Origin of the sequence: Variovorax ureilyticus (assembly GCF_037889935.1) — a bacterium.
Lineage (GTDB): Bacteria > Pseudomonadota > Gammaproteobacteria > Burkholderiales > Burkholderiaceae_C > Variovorax > Variovorax ureilyticus.
Genome location: NZ_JBBKZU010000014.1, coordinates 176,165 through 191,031 on the forward strand (window position 1 = coordinate 176,165; position 14,867 = coordinate 191,031).

17 protein-coding genes are annotated in these 14,867 nt (G+C 64.2%); 14 read left to right on the forward strand and 3 right to left on the reverse strand.

Annotated features, from left to right (window positions below; translation table 11 throughout):
* Positions 1-12 precede the first annotated feature (12 nt).
* A complete protein-coding gene (locus WKW77_RS27090; protein ID WP_340359994.1) occupies positions 13-759 on the reverse strand; it encodes a GntR family transcriptional regulator in 747 nt (248 codons plus the stop codon).
* An 80-nt stretch (positions 760-839) separates the two neighbouring features.
* On the opposite strand from WKW77_RS27090, the gene WKW77_RS27095 reads away from it, so the two are divergent.
* The 12 genes from WKW77_RS27095 to WKW77_RS27150 all read left to right on the forward strand — a co-directional run bounded on the left by WKW77_RS27095 (position 840) and on the right by WKW77_RS27150 (position 11,911).
* Complete coding sequence (locus WKW77_RS27095) at positions 840-1,967, forward strand: ABC transporter substrate-binding protein (RefSeq protein WP_340359995.1); 1,128 nt, start codon at positions 840-842, stop codon at positions 1,965-1,967.
* A 7-nt stretch (positions 1,968-1,974) separates the two neighbouring features.
* Positions 1,975-2,796, forward strand: coding sequence for an ABC transporter permease (locus WKW77_RS27100; RefSeq protein WP_340359996.1), 822 nt, complete (start codon positions 1,975-1,977; stop codon positions 2,794-2,796).
* Between the two features lie 70 nt (positions 2,797-2,866).
* Entirely contained in the window at positions 2,867-3,655 is a 789-nt protein-coding gene (locus WKW77_RS27105; RefSeq protein WP_340359997.1) for an ABC transporter ATP-binding protein, read from the forward strand.
* Positions 3,656-3,671: 16 nt separating this feature from the next.
* A complete protein-coding gene (locus tag WKW77_RS27110; protein ID WP_340359998.1) occupies positions 3,672-4,760 on the forward strand; it encodes an NAD/NADP octopine/nopaline dehydrogenase family protein in 1,089 nt (362 codons plus the stop codon).
* Positions 4,757-5,647: a dipicolinate synthase subunit DpsA gene (locus tag WKW77_RS27115; RefSeq protein ID WP_340359999.1), complete on the forward strand. Its 891-nt coding sequence runs from the start codon at positions 4,757-4,759 to the stop codon at positions 5,645-5,647. Before WKW77_RS27110 ends, WKW77_RS27115 begins: the two co-directional genes overlap by 4 nt.
* Positions 5,644-6,990 (forward strand): dihydroorotase, encoded by a 1,347-nt coding sequence (locus tag WKW77_RS27120; RefSeq protein WP_340360000.1) that lies wholly within the window; start codon positions 5,644-5,646, stop codon positions 6,988-6,990. Before WKW77_RS27115 ends, WKW77_RS27120 begins: the two co-directional genes overlap by 4 nt.
* 59 nt (positions 6,991-7,049) lie before the next feature.
* Entirely contained in the window at positions 7,050-7,667 is a 618-nt protein-coding gene (locus WKW77_RS27125; RefSeq protein WP_340360001.1) for a hypothetical protein, read from the forward strand.
* Between the two features lies 1 nt (position 7,668).
* A complete protein-coding gene (locus WKW77_RS27130; protein ID WP_340360002.1) occupies positions 7,669-7,863 on the forward strand; it encodes a 2-hydroxymuconate tautomerase in 195 nt (64 codons plus the stop codon).
* On the forward strand, positions 7,863-8,852 hold the full coding sequence (locus tag WKW77_RS27135; protein ID WP_340360003.1) for an isochorismatase family protein: 990 nt from the start codon (positions 7,863-7,865) through the stop codon (positions 8,850-8,852). The genes WKW77_RS27130 and WKW77_RS27135 overlap by 1 nt, the downstream gene beginning before the upstream one ends.
* Before the next feature lie 101 nt (positions 8,853-8,953).
* Positions 8,954-10,069 (forward strand): Re/Si-specific NAD(P)(+) transhydrogenase subunit alpha, encoded by a 1,116-nt coding sequence (locus WKW77_RS27140; RefSeq protein ID WP_340360004.1) that lies wholly within the window; start codon positions 8,954-8,956, stop codon positions 10,067-10,069.
* Positions 10,070-10,092: 23 nt separating this feature from the next.
* Positions 10,093-10,422, forward strand: a complete 330-nt coding sequence (locus WKW77_RS27145; protein ID WP_093166484.1) for an NAD(P) transhydrogenase subunit alpha part 2 — start codon at positions 10,093-10,095, stop codon at positions 10,420-10,422.
* A gap of 1 nt (position 10,423) precedes the next feature.
* Complete coding sequence (locus tag WKW77_RS27150) at positions 10,424-11,911, forward strand: NAD(P)(+) transhydrogenase (Re/Si-specific) subunit beta (RefSeq protein WP_340360005.1); 1,488 nt, start codon at positions 10,424-10,426, stop codon at positions 11,909-11,911.
* A gap of 507 nt (positions 11,912-12,418) precedes the next feature.
* Here the strand turns inward: WKW77_RS27150 and WKW77_RS27155 are convergent.
* Both WKW77_RS27155 and WKW77_RS27160 read right to left on the reverse strand, forming a co-directional pair.
* A complete protein-coding gene (locus WKW77_RS27155; protein WP_340360006.1) occupies positions 12,419-12,670 on the reverse strand; it encodes a hypothetical protein in 252 nt (83 codons plus the stop codon).
* A complete protein-coding gene (locus WKW77_RS27160; protein WP_340360007.1) occupies positions 12,667-13,020 on the reverse strand; it encodes a helix-turn-helix domain-containing protein in 354 nt (117 codons plus the stop codon). The genes WKW77_RS27155 and WKW77_RS27160 overlap by 4 nt, the downstream gene beginning before the upstream one ends.
* A gap of 327 nt (positions 13,021-13,347) precedes the next feature.
* Between WKW77_RS27160 and WKW77_RS27165 the strand changes: the two genes are divergently transcribed.
* Complete coding sequence (locus tag WKW77_RS27165; RefSeq protein WP_340360008.1) at positions 13,348-13,938, forward strand: hypothetical protein; 591 nt, start codon at positions 13,348-13,350, stop codon at positions 13,936-13,938.
* Position 13,939: 1 nt separating this feature from the next.
* On the forward strand, positions 13,940-14,867 hold a 928-nt coding region (locus tag WKW77_RS27170; protein WP_340360009.1), incomplete at its 3' end, for an AAA family ATPase.

Below are 14,867 nucleotides of genomic sequence, written 5' to 3' on the forward strand. Positions count from 1 at the left end.
GCTGTTGCCAATTCAGGTACCGAAATAGAGATCGTCCAGCGGAGCCGAGAGCAGGTTGGCAGGCTCCAGCTCCGCGAGGGCGGGTTCGAGTGACTGGGCGGTGTTTCGAATGTCGCGCAGTACGCCCCGCTTGGCGATCGCGGGCTTCCTTGCCTCCAGACCTTCGAGAATCTCGACATGCGCGGACGCATCCCAGGGCATGTCGGGCGAGAGCAATGACAGGTACATGGTCGGTCCGAATTGCAGCCAGAGGGACTCCACGACCGGCATGATCACCTCGGACCCAGCCGCCTCGTAAAGCGTGAAATGGAACCGCTGGTTGGACGACAGGCAGCCGATCAGATTGCGCTTCCCGATCGCATCAAGCAGTTCGACGTTGATGGCGTTCAGCGACTTGAGCAAGGCAGGCGTGCAGTTGCGGCACGCCATCTCGGTAGCCATGCCTTCAACCAGCTCTCTGAGTGCGAAGAGCTCGTTGAGCTTCTTGGGCGTGAGGCGAGGCACGCGGACCGAACCGCTCGAGGTGTCTTCCAGCGCATTGATGACGACCAGACGCGTGAGCGCCTCGCGGATCGGCATGGGACTGGTGCCGAAGCTGGCAGCCAGTTTGCGCAGGCTCATCACCTGGCCCGGCACGAAGGCGCCGACCATCAATCCTCGTCGCAGCCTCTGGAAGACTTCTTCCGGGACGCTGCCGCGTGCCCGTTTGCTCGGCTCTTCCGCGGTACCTGATTGACGGCGGCTGGCGATCTTTTCCATGGCGCTCTCTTTTTGAATGTTTGCTTTGACGGATCGAGGGTTAACCCGGTTGTTGGCGATTATACGTGTGATCACACTTCGTGATCAAGATAGCAAGAAAAGCAGAACTCAGATGCGCGATTACCAACCCTAGCCCCGGTCTGCCGCTCACGCAAGTCTCGGCCCCGGTTCACCTCCTCAACCTTTATGGCGGGTATTCCATGCGTTTCCATTTTTCGGCCAGTTCATTGACTTCAGGGATGCGGACAGCCGCCGTTGCGGCGGCGTTTGCGCTGTCTTCGGCGGCTTGGGCGGCGGACGACGTCAACGTCCGCTTCAGCTGGAAGCTCAAGGGCGAATACGCCCATCTGTACCTGGCGCAAGAGCAGGGCATGTACGCGGCCAACAATCTCGAGGTCCGTATGGGCGAGGGCGCCGGCGCACCCGCTGCCTTGGGCGCTCTCCTGCAGGGCCAGGAAGATGTCGTGATCATGCCGGCCATCTTTGCGGTCTCGGCGATTCAAAAGGGCATGCCCGTCAGGATCATTGCGCTCTATCAGCCGAAGACACCGGTCGTCCTGATCTCGCAGCCGGACAAGCCGGTGCTCAAGCCCCAGGACCTCGAAGGCAAGACGGTTGCGCACTCGGTGGGCGAAACGGGAACCTCCTATCTGGCGGTCTTCTGCGCAGTCAATCACATCGATTGCGCCAAGGTGAAAAAGGTCCAGATGGATGCGCAATCCCGCGTCCCGCAATTCCTGCAGAAGCAGGTCGATGTCGTCAGCGTCTACAAGAACAACGATCTCCCGATGATCGAGGCGCGAATCGGCACGAAATTCCCCACGCTCGACCTGTCCCAGAACGGGCTCGCGATCCCCGGGCTGGCCGCAGTCTCGAGCAATGCCGCGATTTCGAAAAAGCCTGACGTGCTCAAGCGCTACCTGGCCGCCGTAAATCAGGGCATCGAGGCGACCAAGAAGGATCCGAAAGCCGCGACTACAGCTATCTCCAAAGCTTGGAAGGGCGGCCCCGCGCCGGAAGTAATCGAAGCGCAGGTGCGCGCCACCATGGAAGCTATCGAAGTGAAACCCGGCAAGCCGCTCGGGTGGACGGACCCCCAGACCATCGCGCAGGCGCTTGAACTCCTGAAGACCGACGAAGCCATTGGCGCGCCGAAGCCGACGGACACCTTCTTCACCAACGACCTGCTGACCCAGCCAAAGCCTTAGGTGACCCATGACTGAACTGAAACATCCCGCAATCGTCGCCATGCCCGTTGCCCGAAGCACGAAGAAGAAGCCGCGCGTCAGATTCTTCGAACGTTACGCCTCCGCGCTGCTCTCGATCGGCGTTCTGCTCGTCTGGCAGCTTGCCGTGCCACTGTCCGGGCTCTCGGAGTTCGTGCTTCCGACGCCGCTCGCCATCGCGAAGCGAATGGCGACGGACTTCAACCTGCTGGCGACCCACTCGTACATCACGCTGCTCGAAGTGCTGGGTGGCTTCCTGTCAGGCGTTCTGATCGGCATCCCGCTCGCGCTGGCCATCTTCTATTCGAAAGTCTTCGAGCGTGCGGTGTACCCACTGCTCGTGGCGCTGCAGACGGTTCCCAAGATCGCGCTCGCGCCGCTGCTGGTGCTCTACCTGGGCTACGGGTGGGCTCCGAAGATCAGCCTCGCGTTCCTGATCTCGTTCTTCCCGATCGTGATCTCGACGGTGGTGGGCCTGCAGTCGCTCGACAAGGGCTTGGTCAACATGGTCCGCTCCATGGGGGCGACTGAGGCACAGACCTTCTTCAAAGTCCGCCTGCCGGCAGCGCTTCCGAGCATCTTCGGTGGGCTCAAGGTCGCGATCTCCCTGGCTGTCATCGGCGCGATCATCGGCGAGTACATCGCTGCCGAACGCGGCCTGGGCTACCTGCAGTTGCAGGCGAACTCGCAGTTCGATACCACCCTGAATTTCGCGACCGTCGTCACGATCTCGCTGATCGGCGTGCTGCTCTATTTCGTCCTTGCACTCGTCGAGAGCAAGGTTTCGTTTCACCGCGAAAGCGCCAAATGATGGGAATCCGCCATGTACCTGAACAACGCGAAGGAAGGCTCCTTGCAAGCCGGCGCGGGGAGTCGACGCGATGAGTAGCGCAGCCGCCGTCACCATCGAAGGTGTCTCCAAGTCCTATGAGGTGCGCACGGGCGAAGACGTGCTCGCGCTCGACCGGGTCGACCTCGACATCAAGCCCGGCAGTTTCGTCGCGATCGTCGGCCCCAGCGGATGTGGCAAGAGCACGCTGCTGTCGCTGCTTGCGGGTCTCACGCCGGTGAGTTCTGGGCGCCTGGGCATCGACGGCGACATCGTCGTGCGGCCGCATCCGAAAGCCGGCGTGGTGTTCCAGTCCGATCTGCTGCTCTACTGGCGCAGCATTCTCGACAACATCCTCCTGCCCATCGAGATCAAGGGATTGGACCGCAAGGCATACGCCGACCGCGCGCGCGACCTGCTGGCGCAGGTCGGGCTCAAGGGCTTCGCCGACAAGTTCCCTTCCGAGCTCTCGGGCGGCATGCGTCAACGTGTGGCGATCTGCCGTGCCCTGATCCAGGAGCCGGGACTGCTGTTGATGGACGAGCCTTTCGGCGCACTCGATGCACTGACGCGCGAGCAGATGATCATGGATTTGCAAACCATGTGGATTCGGCTGCGCAACACCGTGCTGTTCATCACGCATGGCATCGACGAGGCGGTGTTCCTCGCCGATCGGGTGATCGTGATGTCACCACGGCCCGGCAGGGTGGATCTCGATCTCGCGATCGACATCCCGAGGCCGCGCCGGTGGAGCGGCATCCACGAGGACCCGGCCTTCCAGCACTACGTGCGGCAGGTGCGTGAAATGTTCGAAGCCAAGGGCGTGCTCGTCGCGCACTGACCAGACAGAGGCAACAATGAAAGTATCCATACTGGGCGCCGGCGCCGGTGGGGCCGCGGCGGTGGCCGAGCTCACGCTCGCCGGACACGAGGTCGTTCTCTGGAACCGCTCTCCCGAAACACTCGAGCGGTTCCAGACGCTCGGTGGAGTGCGCCACGAAGGGGTGCTCGGCGAAGGCATCGCCCGCCCGGCCCTGATCACGGCCAACCTCGCCGAAGCCATCAAGGGCGCCGACGCAGCCGTGGTGACGCTGCCGACCTTTTCGCACGCGCCGGTTGCGCGTGCACTCGCCGCGGCGCGCTGGCCGGCGAATCGCCCGGTGGTCCTCAATCCGGGGCACACCGGAGGCGCGCTCGAGTTCGCGCATGCCTATCGGAGCGTGCGCGCCGATCTGCCGCCGATCGCCGAGTTCTCCACCCTCACATATGTCGCCCGCAAGTACCAGCCCGACAGCGTGACCGTGACCGGCCGCGCGCGCCAGGTGCGCGCGGCGGCGCTGCCCGGCGGTGACGCGGCACTGGCAGTGGCTTGCGAGCTGTTTCCGGGTGCGGAGCCGGTCGGCGACGTTCTCGCCTCGGCGCTCGCGAATGCCAACCTCGTGTTGCATCCGCCGGGTGCAGTCCTCGCCGCAGCCTGGGTCGAGGCCACGCACGGCGACTTCACGTTCTACGTGCAGGCCATGACGCCCGGCGTTGCTCGAACCATGCGCGCACTCGACGACGAGCGGCTGGCCGTGGCGGCGGCCTTCGGCCATCGGCTGCCCAACCTCGTCGAGGAAATGAAGCTGATCGGCACGGTGGAATCGTCCGTCACGGATGCGCAGGACTTCGTGGCCGCAATCGCGGGCGGCGAGGCCAACAAGCGCATCAAGGGCCCCGATTCGCTGCAGCACAGGTACTACCGGGAGGACTTCGGGCACGGCCTTCTTCCCTTCCTCGAACTCGCCGCGATCGCTGGTGTGGCCACGCCGGTCGCCCGCTCGCTCTTCACGCTCGCCCAGGCGGTGGTCGGCGTCGACTACGGCAAGGGCGGACGCACCGCCGAGGCGATGGGCATCGCGGGCCTGTCCAAATCCGAACTTCTTCAACGCGTGAGGTCGTCATGAACTGGGATCAAGTCGTTATTGCGATCATGGGCGGGGATCGCCGCGAGCAGGAGATTGCCCGCTGCGCGGTGGCTGCCGGCGCCCAGGTGCGCGCCTATGGCTTTCCGTGGCCTGAGGAAGGCATTGCAGGCGTCAACCACGTGTCCAACCCGAGGGAGGCGCTGGAAGGGGCCGACATTGCGCTCTTCCCCATTCCCGGGATTGCGCCGGACGGTGCGCTCTTCGCGCCGCAATGCGCCGAACGCATCATCCCGGACCGCGAGATGCTGTCCGGCATGCGCCGCCCGGGGCACATCATCCTCGGATGGGCGGATCCCAAGCTCAAGGCCCATTGCGAGACGCTCGGCATCACCCTGCACGAGTACGAGTGGGACGAAGACCTGATGCTTCTGCGCGGCCCCGCGATCGTCGAGGGCATGCTCAAGGTGCTGATCGAGAACACCGACATCACCATCCACAAGGCGAAGGTCTGCCTGGTGGGGCAGGGCACGATCGGCTCGCTGGTCACCCACACCTTGCTGGCCCTGGGTGCACACGTGCACGTTGCCGCGCGCAACGCGGTGCAACGCGCCGCGGCCCACGCCGCCGGGGCCGAATCGCATGAGCTGTCCGATCTGGCCAAGGTGCTTCCGGACACGGACATCGTCATCGCCAGCGTGCCGGCCCGCGTGCTCGGACGTGAACTGCTCGAGACCTTGCCCCGGCATGCCTTGCTCGTCGATCTTGCGGCGCCGCCCGGCGGCATCGACCGCGATGCGGCGCAGGCGCTCGGGCTCAAGTTCGTCTGGGCCCGTGGACTCGGCGCGCGCGCACCCATCACCGTCGGCCGCAGCCAATGGAGCGGCGTGCATCGCCGCATCGACAACATCTTGAAGGAGAAGCAATGAGCGCCGACCTGGTGATTCGCAATGCCCGCGTGGTTCGCCACGATGGGGAGTTCCATGGCGGTGTCGCCGTGAAGGACGGCAAGATCGTCCTGACCGGTGCCGACAGCGCCCTGCCCAAGGGGCATCGCGAAATCGACGCCGGCGGCCGCGTGCTGATGCCCGGCGTGATCGATCCGCATTGCCATCTGGGGGTCAAGTATCCGTATGCGGAAGACATGCGAACGGAGACAGCGGCCGCGGCCTCGGGCGGTGTGACGACGGCCTTGCTGTACATCCGCAATCTCAAGCCTTCCTATCTGCCTTTCTACGAGGAACGCAAGGCCCTCGGCGAAGAGAACTCGATCATCGACTTCGGCTTCCACTTCGGGATCCAGCGCGAAGAGCACATCGCCGAGATCCCGGAGATCGCCGCGAAGACCGGCGTGCGTTCGTTCAAGTGCTACTTCGGCTACGAGCCCGACAACCCGATCGGCATCGTCCCCGCGACGGATGGCTGGGTGTATGCCGCGATGCGCATCCTCTCGAAGATCCCGGGCGCGCTGATCAATGTCCACTGCGAGAACACGCAGATCGCCTCCTGGATGAAGAACGAGATCAAGGCGACGGGTCGGCAGGATCTCGGCGCCTATACCGAATCGCGCCCGGCCTTCTGCGAGGTCGAGACGATCCGCCGCATGATCTTCCTCGCGGAGCGAACGGGCTGTTCGTTGCACCTGGTCCATACGTCGGTCGGGATGGGGCCCGTGCTCGCCGCTGAAGCGCAGGCGCGGGGTGTGCACGTCACCGTCGAGACCTGCCAGCACTATCTCACCCGCACGGCCTACGACAGCGACCTCGACATGCGCGCCAAGATCTCGCCGCCGCTGCGCGACAAGGAAGAGCAGGAGGGCCTGTGGCGCGGCGTGATGAACGGCTCGGTCTACAGCCTCGGCACCGACCATGTGCCTTTCTTTCCCAAGAAGCTGGAGGATCTCTGGTCGGAGCTGCCGGGCGTCGTTTCCTTTCCGTGGGAGCTGTCGCTGATGCTGCACTTCGGCGTGCATCAGCGCGGCTTGCCGCTGTCGAGACTGGTGCAACTCAACTCGGCCAATCCCGCGCGGCGCTTCGGGCTGTGGCCGCGCAAAGGCAACATCGAGGTCGGCTTCGACGCCGATCTGGTCCTGGTCGACCTGGACGAAGAGCGCACCGTCCACCACACCGGAAAGGGTACCTGCATCTACGAAGGCTGGAAGCTCAAGGGCTGGCCCGTGCTTACCGTGTCCCGCGGCGCTGTTGTCTACGAGAACGGCGAGATCGACGAGAGCCTCTTCGGTCGCGGCCGCTGCCTCTCGCGTCCTTCCTGATCATGGAAACCGGCCTGCGAGAAGCCGTGAAGGGCGGGGTGGCGCCCCGCACCCGGAGCTTGACGCAGCGCATCGAAGAGCTGCACGAGGCGGTGCTGGAACTCGCCGCGCTCCGTCCGCGCCCGCGGCTGGAGCGGCTGTCCGGCCTCCACAATCCGTGGGGCCATACGGCGGCGCTCACGGATGCATGGCGCTTCCTCGACTTGTGCGAAGACCCGGTCATCGTGGATCAGGTGGCAGCGACGATCGGCAGCGACATCGTGCTGTGGGATTCCGAGCTTCATCTCGAGGCGGCCTTCTATCTGCGCTTTGTGCGTGAAGGTCGCGAAGGCCGCTACTGGCCGGTCGCACCGCTGCAGGGCGCAGTGGTCCTCGTGGCACCGCAACGAAGCCAGCCGGTGGTGTGCCTGGATCTGAGATGCGTCGCGACAGGCCTGCCACCATTCGATCCACGCGAGCCTCTCTATGTGATCCGCTACATGCCGGCGAGCAGCAGCTTCGTGCGCGACGCGCGCGCGCCCGCCAACTGGATCGCCATGGAAGAACAACCACTCATCAATCATGCCGCCCGACCGCTCTGGCTCGTGCGCGGTGAAGACCGTGCGGGCAACGACTTCGTCACGGGCTTCTCGCCGCCCGTCCCGCGCTGGGCTGGAATTCAACCTAAGGAGCACTGACATGCCATTCGTTGTCGTCGAAATGTGGGAAGGCCGCACGGTCGACCAGAAGCGCAATCTGGTCAAGGCCATCACGCAGGCCATGGTCGAACACGCCGGCTGCAAGCCCGATCACCTTCACGTCGTGATTCACGACACGCCCAAGGACAGTTGGGGGCGCAACGGCGTGCTCGGCATCGACATGGAGGAGAAGTGATGAATCTCGATGAACTCGACCCCCGGACGTCGGCACTCCTGGTCATCGACCTCCAGAATGCGTTCATCCATGACAAGGGAACGCTTGGTATTTCCGGTGTCGATACGAAACGCCTGTCGTCGATCGTGCCCGCGCTGGCGGAACTCATCCCGCGTTGCCAGTCGGCCGGCATCCCTGTGATCTGGACCGTGCAGGAGCACTTTACGGTGGACGCAAGTCGCGCCCGCAAGAAGCTCGCCGGCCACACCACTCGCCGCAAGCAGGTCTCGGCGCTCGCCGGCAGCTGGGACGAGGAGATCGTCGAGGAGTTGAAGCCGCTCGCCGCCTTCAACCCGTCCTATGTCATTCGCAAGCATCGCTTCGGCGCCTTCTACGAGACACGCCTCGAGATGATGTTGAAGATGCTGGGCACCCGGACACTTTTCGTGGCCGGAACCACGACGAACGCGTGTGTCGAGACCAGCATTCGCGAGGCCTATCTGCGCGACTATGACGTCGTCGCGCTGAATGATTGCATTTCCGGCGTCAACGGGGAGTGGGAGGAAACTGCGAAGCAGGTCTGGAGGCAATACTTCTGCGAGCTGTCGGACTCGAAGGAGATGCGCAACTGGATCGACGCGAAATCCGCGCCGCGCACGCTCGGCTATGGCCACATGCTGCTGATGGTGCAGGACGTGGAGCGCTCAACGTCCTTCTACGTGAACCAGCTCGGCTTCTCTATTCGGCCCGCGAAGCCATTGGCCGACGGCCGGCCGTTCACCGCCTTTCATCAGGGCATCGCGATCGTCGGCGGGCGCGCGCCAGCCCACCGGCAGATCGATCACATGGCCTTCGAGGTCAATGATGTCCGCGCCTTGCGGGAGCGGCTGAAGAAGGCGGACGTCGAGTTCCAGCAGGATTTGCACGACGGGCCCTATGGGCTGACGATCTACGTGTCCGATCCGGACGGAACCAGGGTTGAGCTTTATCAGGTTGGCGCGACCGTCTAAGTGACTCACGTCGCCGGCCCACGGCGACGATTCAATCCGACGCACGACACGCGGCGCGAGCGCCGGGTGTCGTCTCGTCTCATCACATCCAAGGAACCTTCATGCTCATAGGCGTGCCGGCCGAAACTGTGCCAGGCGAAACCCGAGTGGCCGTCACGGCGGAAACCGCGAAGAAACTGGCCGCGCAGGGCCACACCGTGCGAGTGCAATCGGGAGCGGGCACCGTTGCCAGCGTGACCGATGGGGCCTACGAGGCCGCGGGCGCGCAGATCACCGATGCCGCGGGCGCCTTGGGCTGCGAGATCGTGCTGAAGGTGCGCTCGCCTTCCGAATCGGAGCTGGCGCTGATGAAGCCTGGGACGGTCCTGGTCGGCATGCTCAACCCCTTCGATGCCGCGGGCCTGCAGCGCCTGGCCACTGCCGGCCTCACCTCGTTTGCCCTCGAAGCCGCCCCGCGCACCACGCGCGCGCAGAGCATGGACGTGCTGTCCTCGCAGGCCAACATCGCCGGCTACAAGGCCGTCATGATGGCCGCCGACAAGTACCAGCGCTTCTTCCCGATGCTGATGACCGCGGCCGGCACCGTGAAGGCGGCGCGCGTCGTGATCCTGGGCGTGGGCGTGGCGGGCCTGCAGGCCATTGCCACCGCCAAGCGCCTCGGGGCCGTCATCGAGGCCTCGGACGTGCGCCCCTCGGTCAAGGAACAGGTCGAGTCGCTCGGCGCCAAGTTCATCGACGTGCCGTATGAAACCGCCGAGGAGAAGGAAGCCGCCGAAGGCGTCGGCGGCTATGCCCGCCCGATGCCCCAGAGCTGGCTCGATCGCCAGAAGGGGGAAGTCGCCAAGCGCGTGGCGCTGGCGGACGTGGTCATCACCACCGCGCTGATCCCCGGGCGCCCCGCGCCCGTGCTCGTGACCGAGGAGATGGTCAAGGCCATGAAGCCCGGGAGCGTCATCGTCGACCTGGCGGCCCCGCAGGGCGGCAACTGCCCGCTGACCGAGCCCGGCGCCACCGTCATCAAGCACGGCGTCACGCTCGTGGGCGAGACGAACCTGCCGGCGCTGGTCGCGGCCGACGCTTCGTCGCTGTACGCGCGCAACGTGCTGGACTTCCTCAAGCTCGTGCTGCCCAAGGAAGGCGGCATCAAGATCGACCTCGAGGACGACATCGTCGCCGCCTGCCGCATGACGCAGGACGGCCAGGTCACGAAGAAGTAGACGAACAAGAGGAGAAGAAGCTCATGGATCCCGTATCCCACACCGTCATCAACCTCATCATCTTCGTGCTGGCCATCTACGTGGGCTACCACGTGGTGTGGACCGTCACGCCGGCGCTGCACACGCCGCTGATGGCCGTGACCAACGCCATTTCCGCCATCGTCATCGTCGGCGCGATGCTGGCGGCGGCGCTCACCGAATCGGCCCTGGGCAAGACCATGGGCGTGCTGGCCGTGGCGCTGGCGGCGGTGAACGTCTTCGGCGGCTTCCTCGTGACCCGGCGCATGCTGGAGATGTTCAAGAAGAAGGACAAGAAGGCACCGGCTGCCGCTGCCAAGGCGGAGGGCCACTGACATGTCGATGAACGTCGTCACGCTGCTGTACCTGATCGCCTCGGTCTGCTTCATCCAGTCCCTCAAGGGCCTCTCCCACCCCACCACCTCGATCCGGGGCAACATCTTCGGCATGGTCGGCATGGCCATCGCCATCCTGACCACCGCGGCGCTGATCGTGCAGCTCTCGGGCGGCAAGGCCCTCGGCATGGCCTGGGTGCTGCTGGGGCTGGTGGTGGGCGGCGGCTACGGCGCCTACCGTGCCAAGACCGTCGAGATGACGCAGATGCCCGAGTTGGTGGCCTTCTTCCACAGCATGATCGGTCTGGGGGCCGTGTTCATCGCGGTGGCGGCGGTGGTCGAGCCCTGGGCCTTCGGCATCACCCCGCCGCCGGTGCCGGCGGCCGTGGGCGTGCAGACGCCCGAGGGCGCCGCGATCATCGACGGCTTCCTGCGCTATGCGATTCCCGCGGGCAACCGGCTGGAGCTGTTCCTCGGTGCGGCCATCGGCGCGATCACCTTCAGCGGCTCGGTCATCGCCTTCGGCAAGCTCTCGGGCAAGTACAAGTTCCGCCTCTTCCAGGGCGCGCCGGTGCAGTTCAAGGGCCAGCACCTGCTCAACCTCGTGCTGGGCCTGGTGACCATCGGCCTGGGCCTGGTCTACATGGCCACCGAGAGCTGGCTCGCGTTCCTCTTGATGGTGATCCTGGCCTTCGTGATGGGGGTGCTGATCATCATCCCGATCGGCGGGGCGGACATGCCGGTGGTGGTGTCGATGCTCAACAGCTACTCGGGCTGGGCCGCCGCGGGCATCGGCTTCAGCCTGAACAACGCGATGCTGATCGTGGCGGGGTCCCTGGTGGGCTCCTCCGGTGCGATCCTCTCGTACATCATGTGCAAGGCGATGAACCGCTCGTTCTTCAGCGTGATCCTGGGCGGCTTCGGCGGCGAGGCGGCCAGTGCCGCCACCGGCGCCAAGGAGCAGCGCCCGGTCAAGAGCGGCAGCGCCGACGACGCGGCCTTCATGCTGTCCAACGCGGACACCGTGATCATCGTGCCGGGCTACGGTCTCGCAGTCGCCCGGGCGCAGCACGCAGTGAACGAGCTGGCCGAGAAGCTCACGCACAAGGGCGTGACCGTGAAGTACGCGATCCACCCGGTGGCCGGGCGCATGCCGGGGCACATGAACGTGCTGCTGGCCGAAGCCGAGGTGCCCTACGACCAGGTCTTCGAGATGGAAGACATCAACGGCGAGTTCGGCCAGGCCGACGTGGCGATCATCCTGGGGGCCAACGACGTGGTGAACCCGGCGGCCTTGCAGAAGGGAACGCCCATCTACGGCATGCCGATCCTGGAGGCCTACAAGGCCAAGACGGTGATCGTGAACAAGCGCAGCATGGCCGCCGGCTACGCGGGGCTGGACAACGAACTGTTCTACATGGACAAGACCATGATGGTCTTCGGCGACGCCAAGAAGGTCGTGGAGGACATGGCCAAGGCGATTGAGTGATCTCATTTCAAGACGAAAACTTCCATCTCAGAAGGAACACCGTCTTGATTGCCACTGCTCTTAGGGACGCACATCTAGAAGTCGTCGCATATGATGCAGGCAACTTGGATTGGGCGGCTTTGTTCACGACCTCCTCTCGTCGAGGCGGACATGGCTGAGCGCCATTGCGGTCACCAAGGACGATCCGCGCGCTGCGCTCGCGCATGTGGTCTTTCCACCGCCTCCGACGCCGGCAATCTGTCACCTGCTCTGATGTGGAACCTCCTTGCATCATGCATTCTGGGGACCAGCTCGAAGAGTTGGCATCGCACCGCGGCGCTGCGGCGAGAAACCCAGGCGCTTTACAAGCGGGCTGCAATCACCCGGGCCCTTGTCGAACTGCGCAACACGGCGCGGGTCTTGGCTCAGCGATTGCGAGAAGTGTCGGTTGCGCATCCGCTAGTCCGAGTGCGTGCCCTTGCCGACGGCTGAGCGCCAGCAGGGCGCAAGTTATTTTGGGAAGCGTGACTACCAGAACCGCCAGAGCGGGCGCTTACGCGGAGGAGCATGAGACTCCAGCGCCGCCTGCATCGTGGTCCCACTGCCAAAGCGCCGCCGCACCTCCCGTTCGTGATCGTGGGCAGGTCCGCCGGCTTCCACGTGACCGCGCAAGGCCAGCAGCCGGAGCTGGTGCGCGCGGTCGAGGAGATCTTCGTCGGAAAGCTTTCCTGGCTCGGTGATCATGATGACGAGATTTTGCAGCGGCCGGCGCAAGGTCACCCGCTCGGCTTCTTCGAAGCGTGCTCGGTCTTCTTGGACGCATGTCGAACCGATGCCAAAACGACCGCAGCCCGGTGTTCCCTCCTGTACCGCTTCGCGATCGCGCTCACGAGTTCACCGGGGTCCGTCTCCAGCCCGGTCGAGAGGCGAAAAAGTGTTCCCAGCGAAGGCGAGGTCGAACAGTTCTCCAGACGGGCCACGAATGTCCTGTCAACGCCTGCTGCAAATGCGAGCCCTTCCTGATTCAGGCCAAGAGCCGTGCGGCGCGCCTTGAGCTCCGCTGCAACCGCCCGGAGTAACGCCGGATCGGGTGGGTTACGCATGCAGCGAATCTCTCCGCTGCGACGCATTTATGCACTCGCATAGTTGCTACAAAACGAGGTCTGACATGCTGGAGATCTCGCCGATCTGCCAGATGCCAATCCCGCGAAAGGCCGGCGAAAGATCTGGCCTGTTTTCTAGTGAAAGAGAGGCGGAAGCTCTGGCGATTCACGCTGGCTTCCAGATGCTTTGAGACCGTCTGTCACAAAGCCATTTTGTGCATTTATGCACTAGCATCTATGCTACGAGGACCGGTTTGTCAAGCTGCGGACGACTTTCCCCCGCGAAACCGGCGCGTGAGGAGAGCCTCCGGGAGCCGAAACGCAACACGTTGTGGACGTGGCGGAGGTATTGGCATGGACACGCATCGACTTCCTGCTGGGACTGCTCGCCCCCAGCGTCCCATCGAGATCGCCTTCGTGCCTTGGCCGGCGATCGGGCAGCGAAGAAGCGCCAGACCTGTCTCCGCGAGGTCGCGCTTTCCAGCAATGTTCAGCGGTCCTCATGCCGGGATCACGCTCTATCGAGGTTGGAACCCGATCCTGGCCGCCGCGTGCCGCGAAATTCAGCAGGCGGTGGAATTCAGAGGTTTGGGGTTCCGATGGGTCCGTATCGAGGAAGAGGATGGCGTTGCGGCGCTTTTCTATGCGCTGGGCGAACGGTCACGGTTCGTGATCGATCTCGCCAATTCGTCGAGGAGGGCGGTGGTCTTGAACACCCACGCACGAGCGGACGACCTCGTCCGCTACATCGACTGCGTCGTACTTGATGCGGAGCGACTATCCGCGGAGGCATGCATGGTTTGCGGGGCGCATTCGAGGAGGCGGAACTACTTTGGTCGCGATTTGCCATTGTGCGACCGTCATCAGCCCGAGTTTCTGAACGCCAGCGACGAGGAGGGCCTTGAAGGATTGTGGCGTGAGGCAATCGAATGGGAGGAGAGATGAGATGGAGCGGGACGCGTTCAGCCAAGGTGATATCGCAATGCCTCTCGGTTTCATGTGCGTCCGCTTTTCGGACGTTCTGGACCGAGCGTGTCAAAAGTGGGTAATCCTTCCGACAGGTCTCGCGAACGGCCTTTCTGAAGCGACGGAGGCGAGGCGTCGGCAACGCATCGAGGAGGAGAACGCGCGGTTCAGATCAGCAAATCAAGTGGCGGCCAAGCCTCCGCCTACCTCGAACAGCAAAGAGGTTGACGAGGCGGCCTTGGCCAGAGCATTTGAGCGCGGCGTCCGGAGCCGCGATCGGGCCAAGCGTCATCCTGTGCTGTCATCGAAGGAACTGCTCCGCGTCAGCAAGAAGATCGCATCCATGCGGGATCGCGAGAGCCAAAAACGAGAACGGGAGATGCTTGACAAACTGGTCGGCAAAGGAGCCCTGCGAGCCGTCGCAAATCCCGCCTTCGCGCCTTCGGCATGGAAGCAGTCGCTCCAGGACTTGTATCAGCGCCACCCACACTTCCGTCCCGTGACGGACTTCGTTGCCGGTCAGGTCGCGCTTTCGGTGAAGAGCAGGAAAGCGCTGGTGATCCCACCCCTGCACATCTGGGGTGCCCCGGGAATCGGCAAGACGTGCTTCGCGCACGAACTGGCGACGGCGCTCGGCACGCCGATTCGGCGGCAGTCGATGGAGAACGCACAGACCACGGCGCTCCTACTCGGGAGCGAGCGCCATTGGAGCACGGCCGTGCCAGGCATCATTTTCGAGGCGATCGCTCTCGGTGAGCATGCCAATCCAATCTTCCTGATCGACGAGTTGGACAAGGCCCCGATCGACACTTCAAACTCCCCCACCCGTGGACACTCAAATTCCTCCAGGCAGGACGAGGGTTGCATTATTGATCTGTCAGGCCTCCGCGGCGATCGCCAGGCGCGCG

Excerpts from the sequence above, each read along its gene's own strand:
- WKW77_RS27120 (WP_340360000.1), top strand. The coding sequence starts at position 5,644 with ATGAGCGCCGACCTGGTGATTCGCAATGCCCGCGTGGTTCGCCACGAT.
- WKW77_RS27090 (WP_340359994.1), bottom strand. The coding sequence starts at position 759 with ATGGAAAAGATCGCCAGCCGCCGTCAATCAGGTACCGCGGAAGAGCCG.
- WKW77_RS27110 (WP_340359998.1), top strand. The coding sequence starts at position 3,672 with ATGAAAGTATCCATACTGGGCGCCGGCGCCGGTGGGGCCGCGGCGGTG.
- WKW77_RS27130 (WP_340360002.1), top strand. The coding sequence starts at position 7,669 with ATGCCATTCGTTGTCGTCGAAATGTGGGAAGGCCGCACGGTCGACCAG.
- WKW77_RS27100 (WP_340359996.1), top strand. The coding sequence starts at position 1,975 with ATGACTGAACTGAAACATCCCGCAATCGTCGCCATGCCCGTTGCCCGA.
- WKW77_RS27140 (WP_340360004.1), top strand. The coding sequence starts at position 8,954 with ATGCTCATAGGCGTGCCGGCCGAAACTGTGCCAGGCGAAACCCGAGTG.
- WKW77_RS27160 (WP_340360007.1), bottom strand. The coding sequence starts at position 13,020 with ATGCGTCGCAGCGGAGAGATTCGCTGCATGCGTAACCCACCCGATCCG.
- WKW77_RS27145 (WP_093166484.1), top strand. The coding sequence starts at position 10,093 with ATGGATCCCGTATCCCACACCGTCATCAACCTCATCATCTTCGTGCTG.
- WKW77_RS27115 (WP_340359999.1), top strand. The coding sequence starts at position 4,757 with ATGAACTGGGATCAAGTCGTTATTGCGATCATGGGCGGGGATCGCCGC.
- WKW77_RS27105 (WP_340359997.1), top strand. The coding sequence starts at position 2,867 with ATGAGTAGCGCAGCCGCCGTCACCATCGAAGGTGTCTCCAAGTCCTAT.
- WKW77_RS27150 (WP_340360005.1), top strand. The coding sequence starts at position 10,424 with ATGTCGATGAACGTCGTCACGCTGCTGTACCTGATCGCCTCGGTCTGC.
- WKW77_RS27135 (WP_340360003.1), top strand. The coding sequence starts at position 7,863 with ATGAATCTCGATGAACTCGACCCCCGGACGTCGGCACTCCTGGTCATC.
- WKW77_RS27165 (WP_340360008.1), top strand. The coding sequence starts at position 13,348 with ATGGACACGCATCGACTTCCTGCTGGGACTGCTCGCCCCCAGCGTCCC.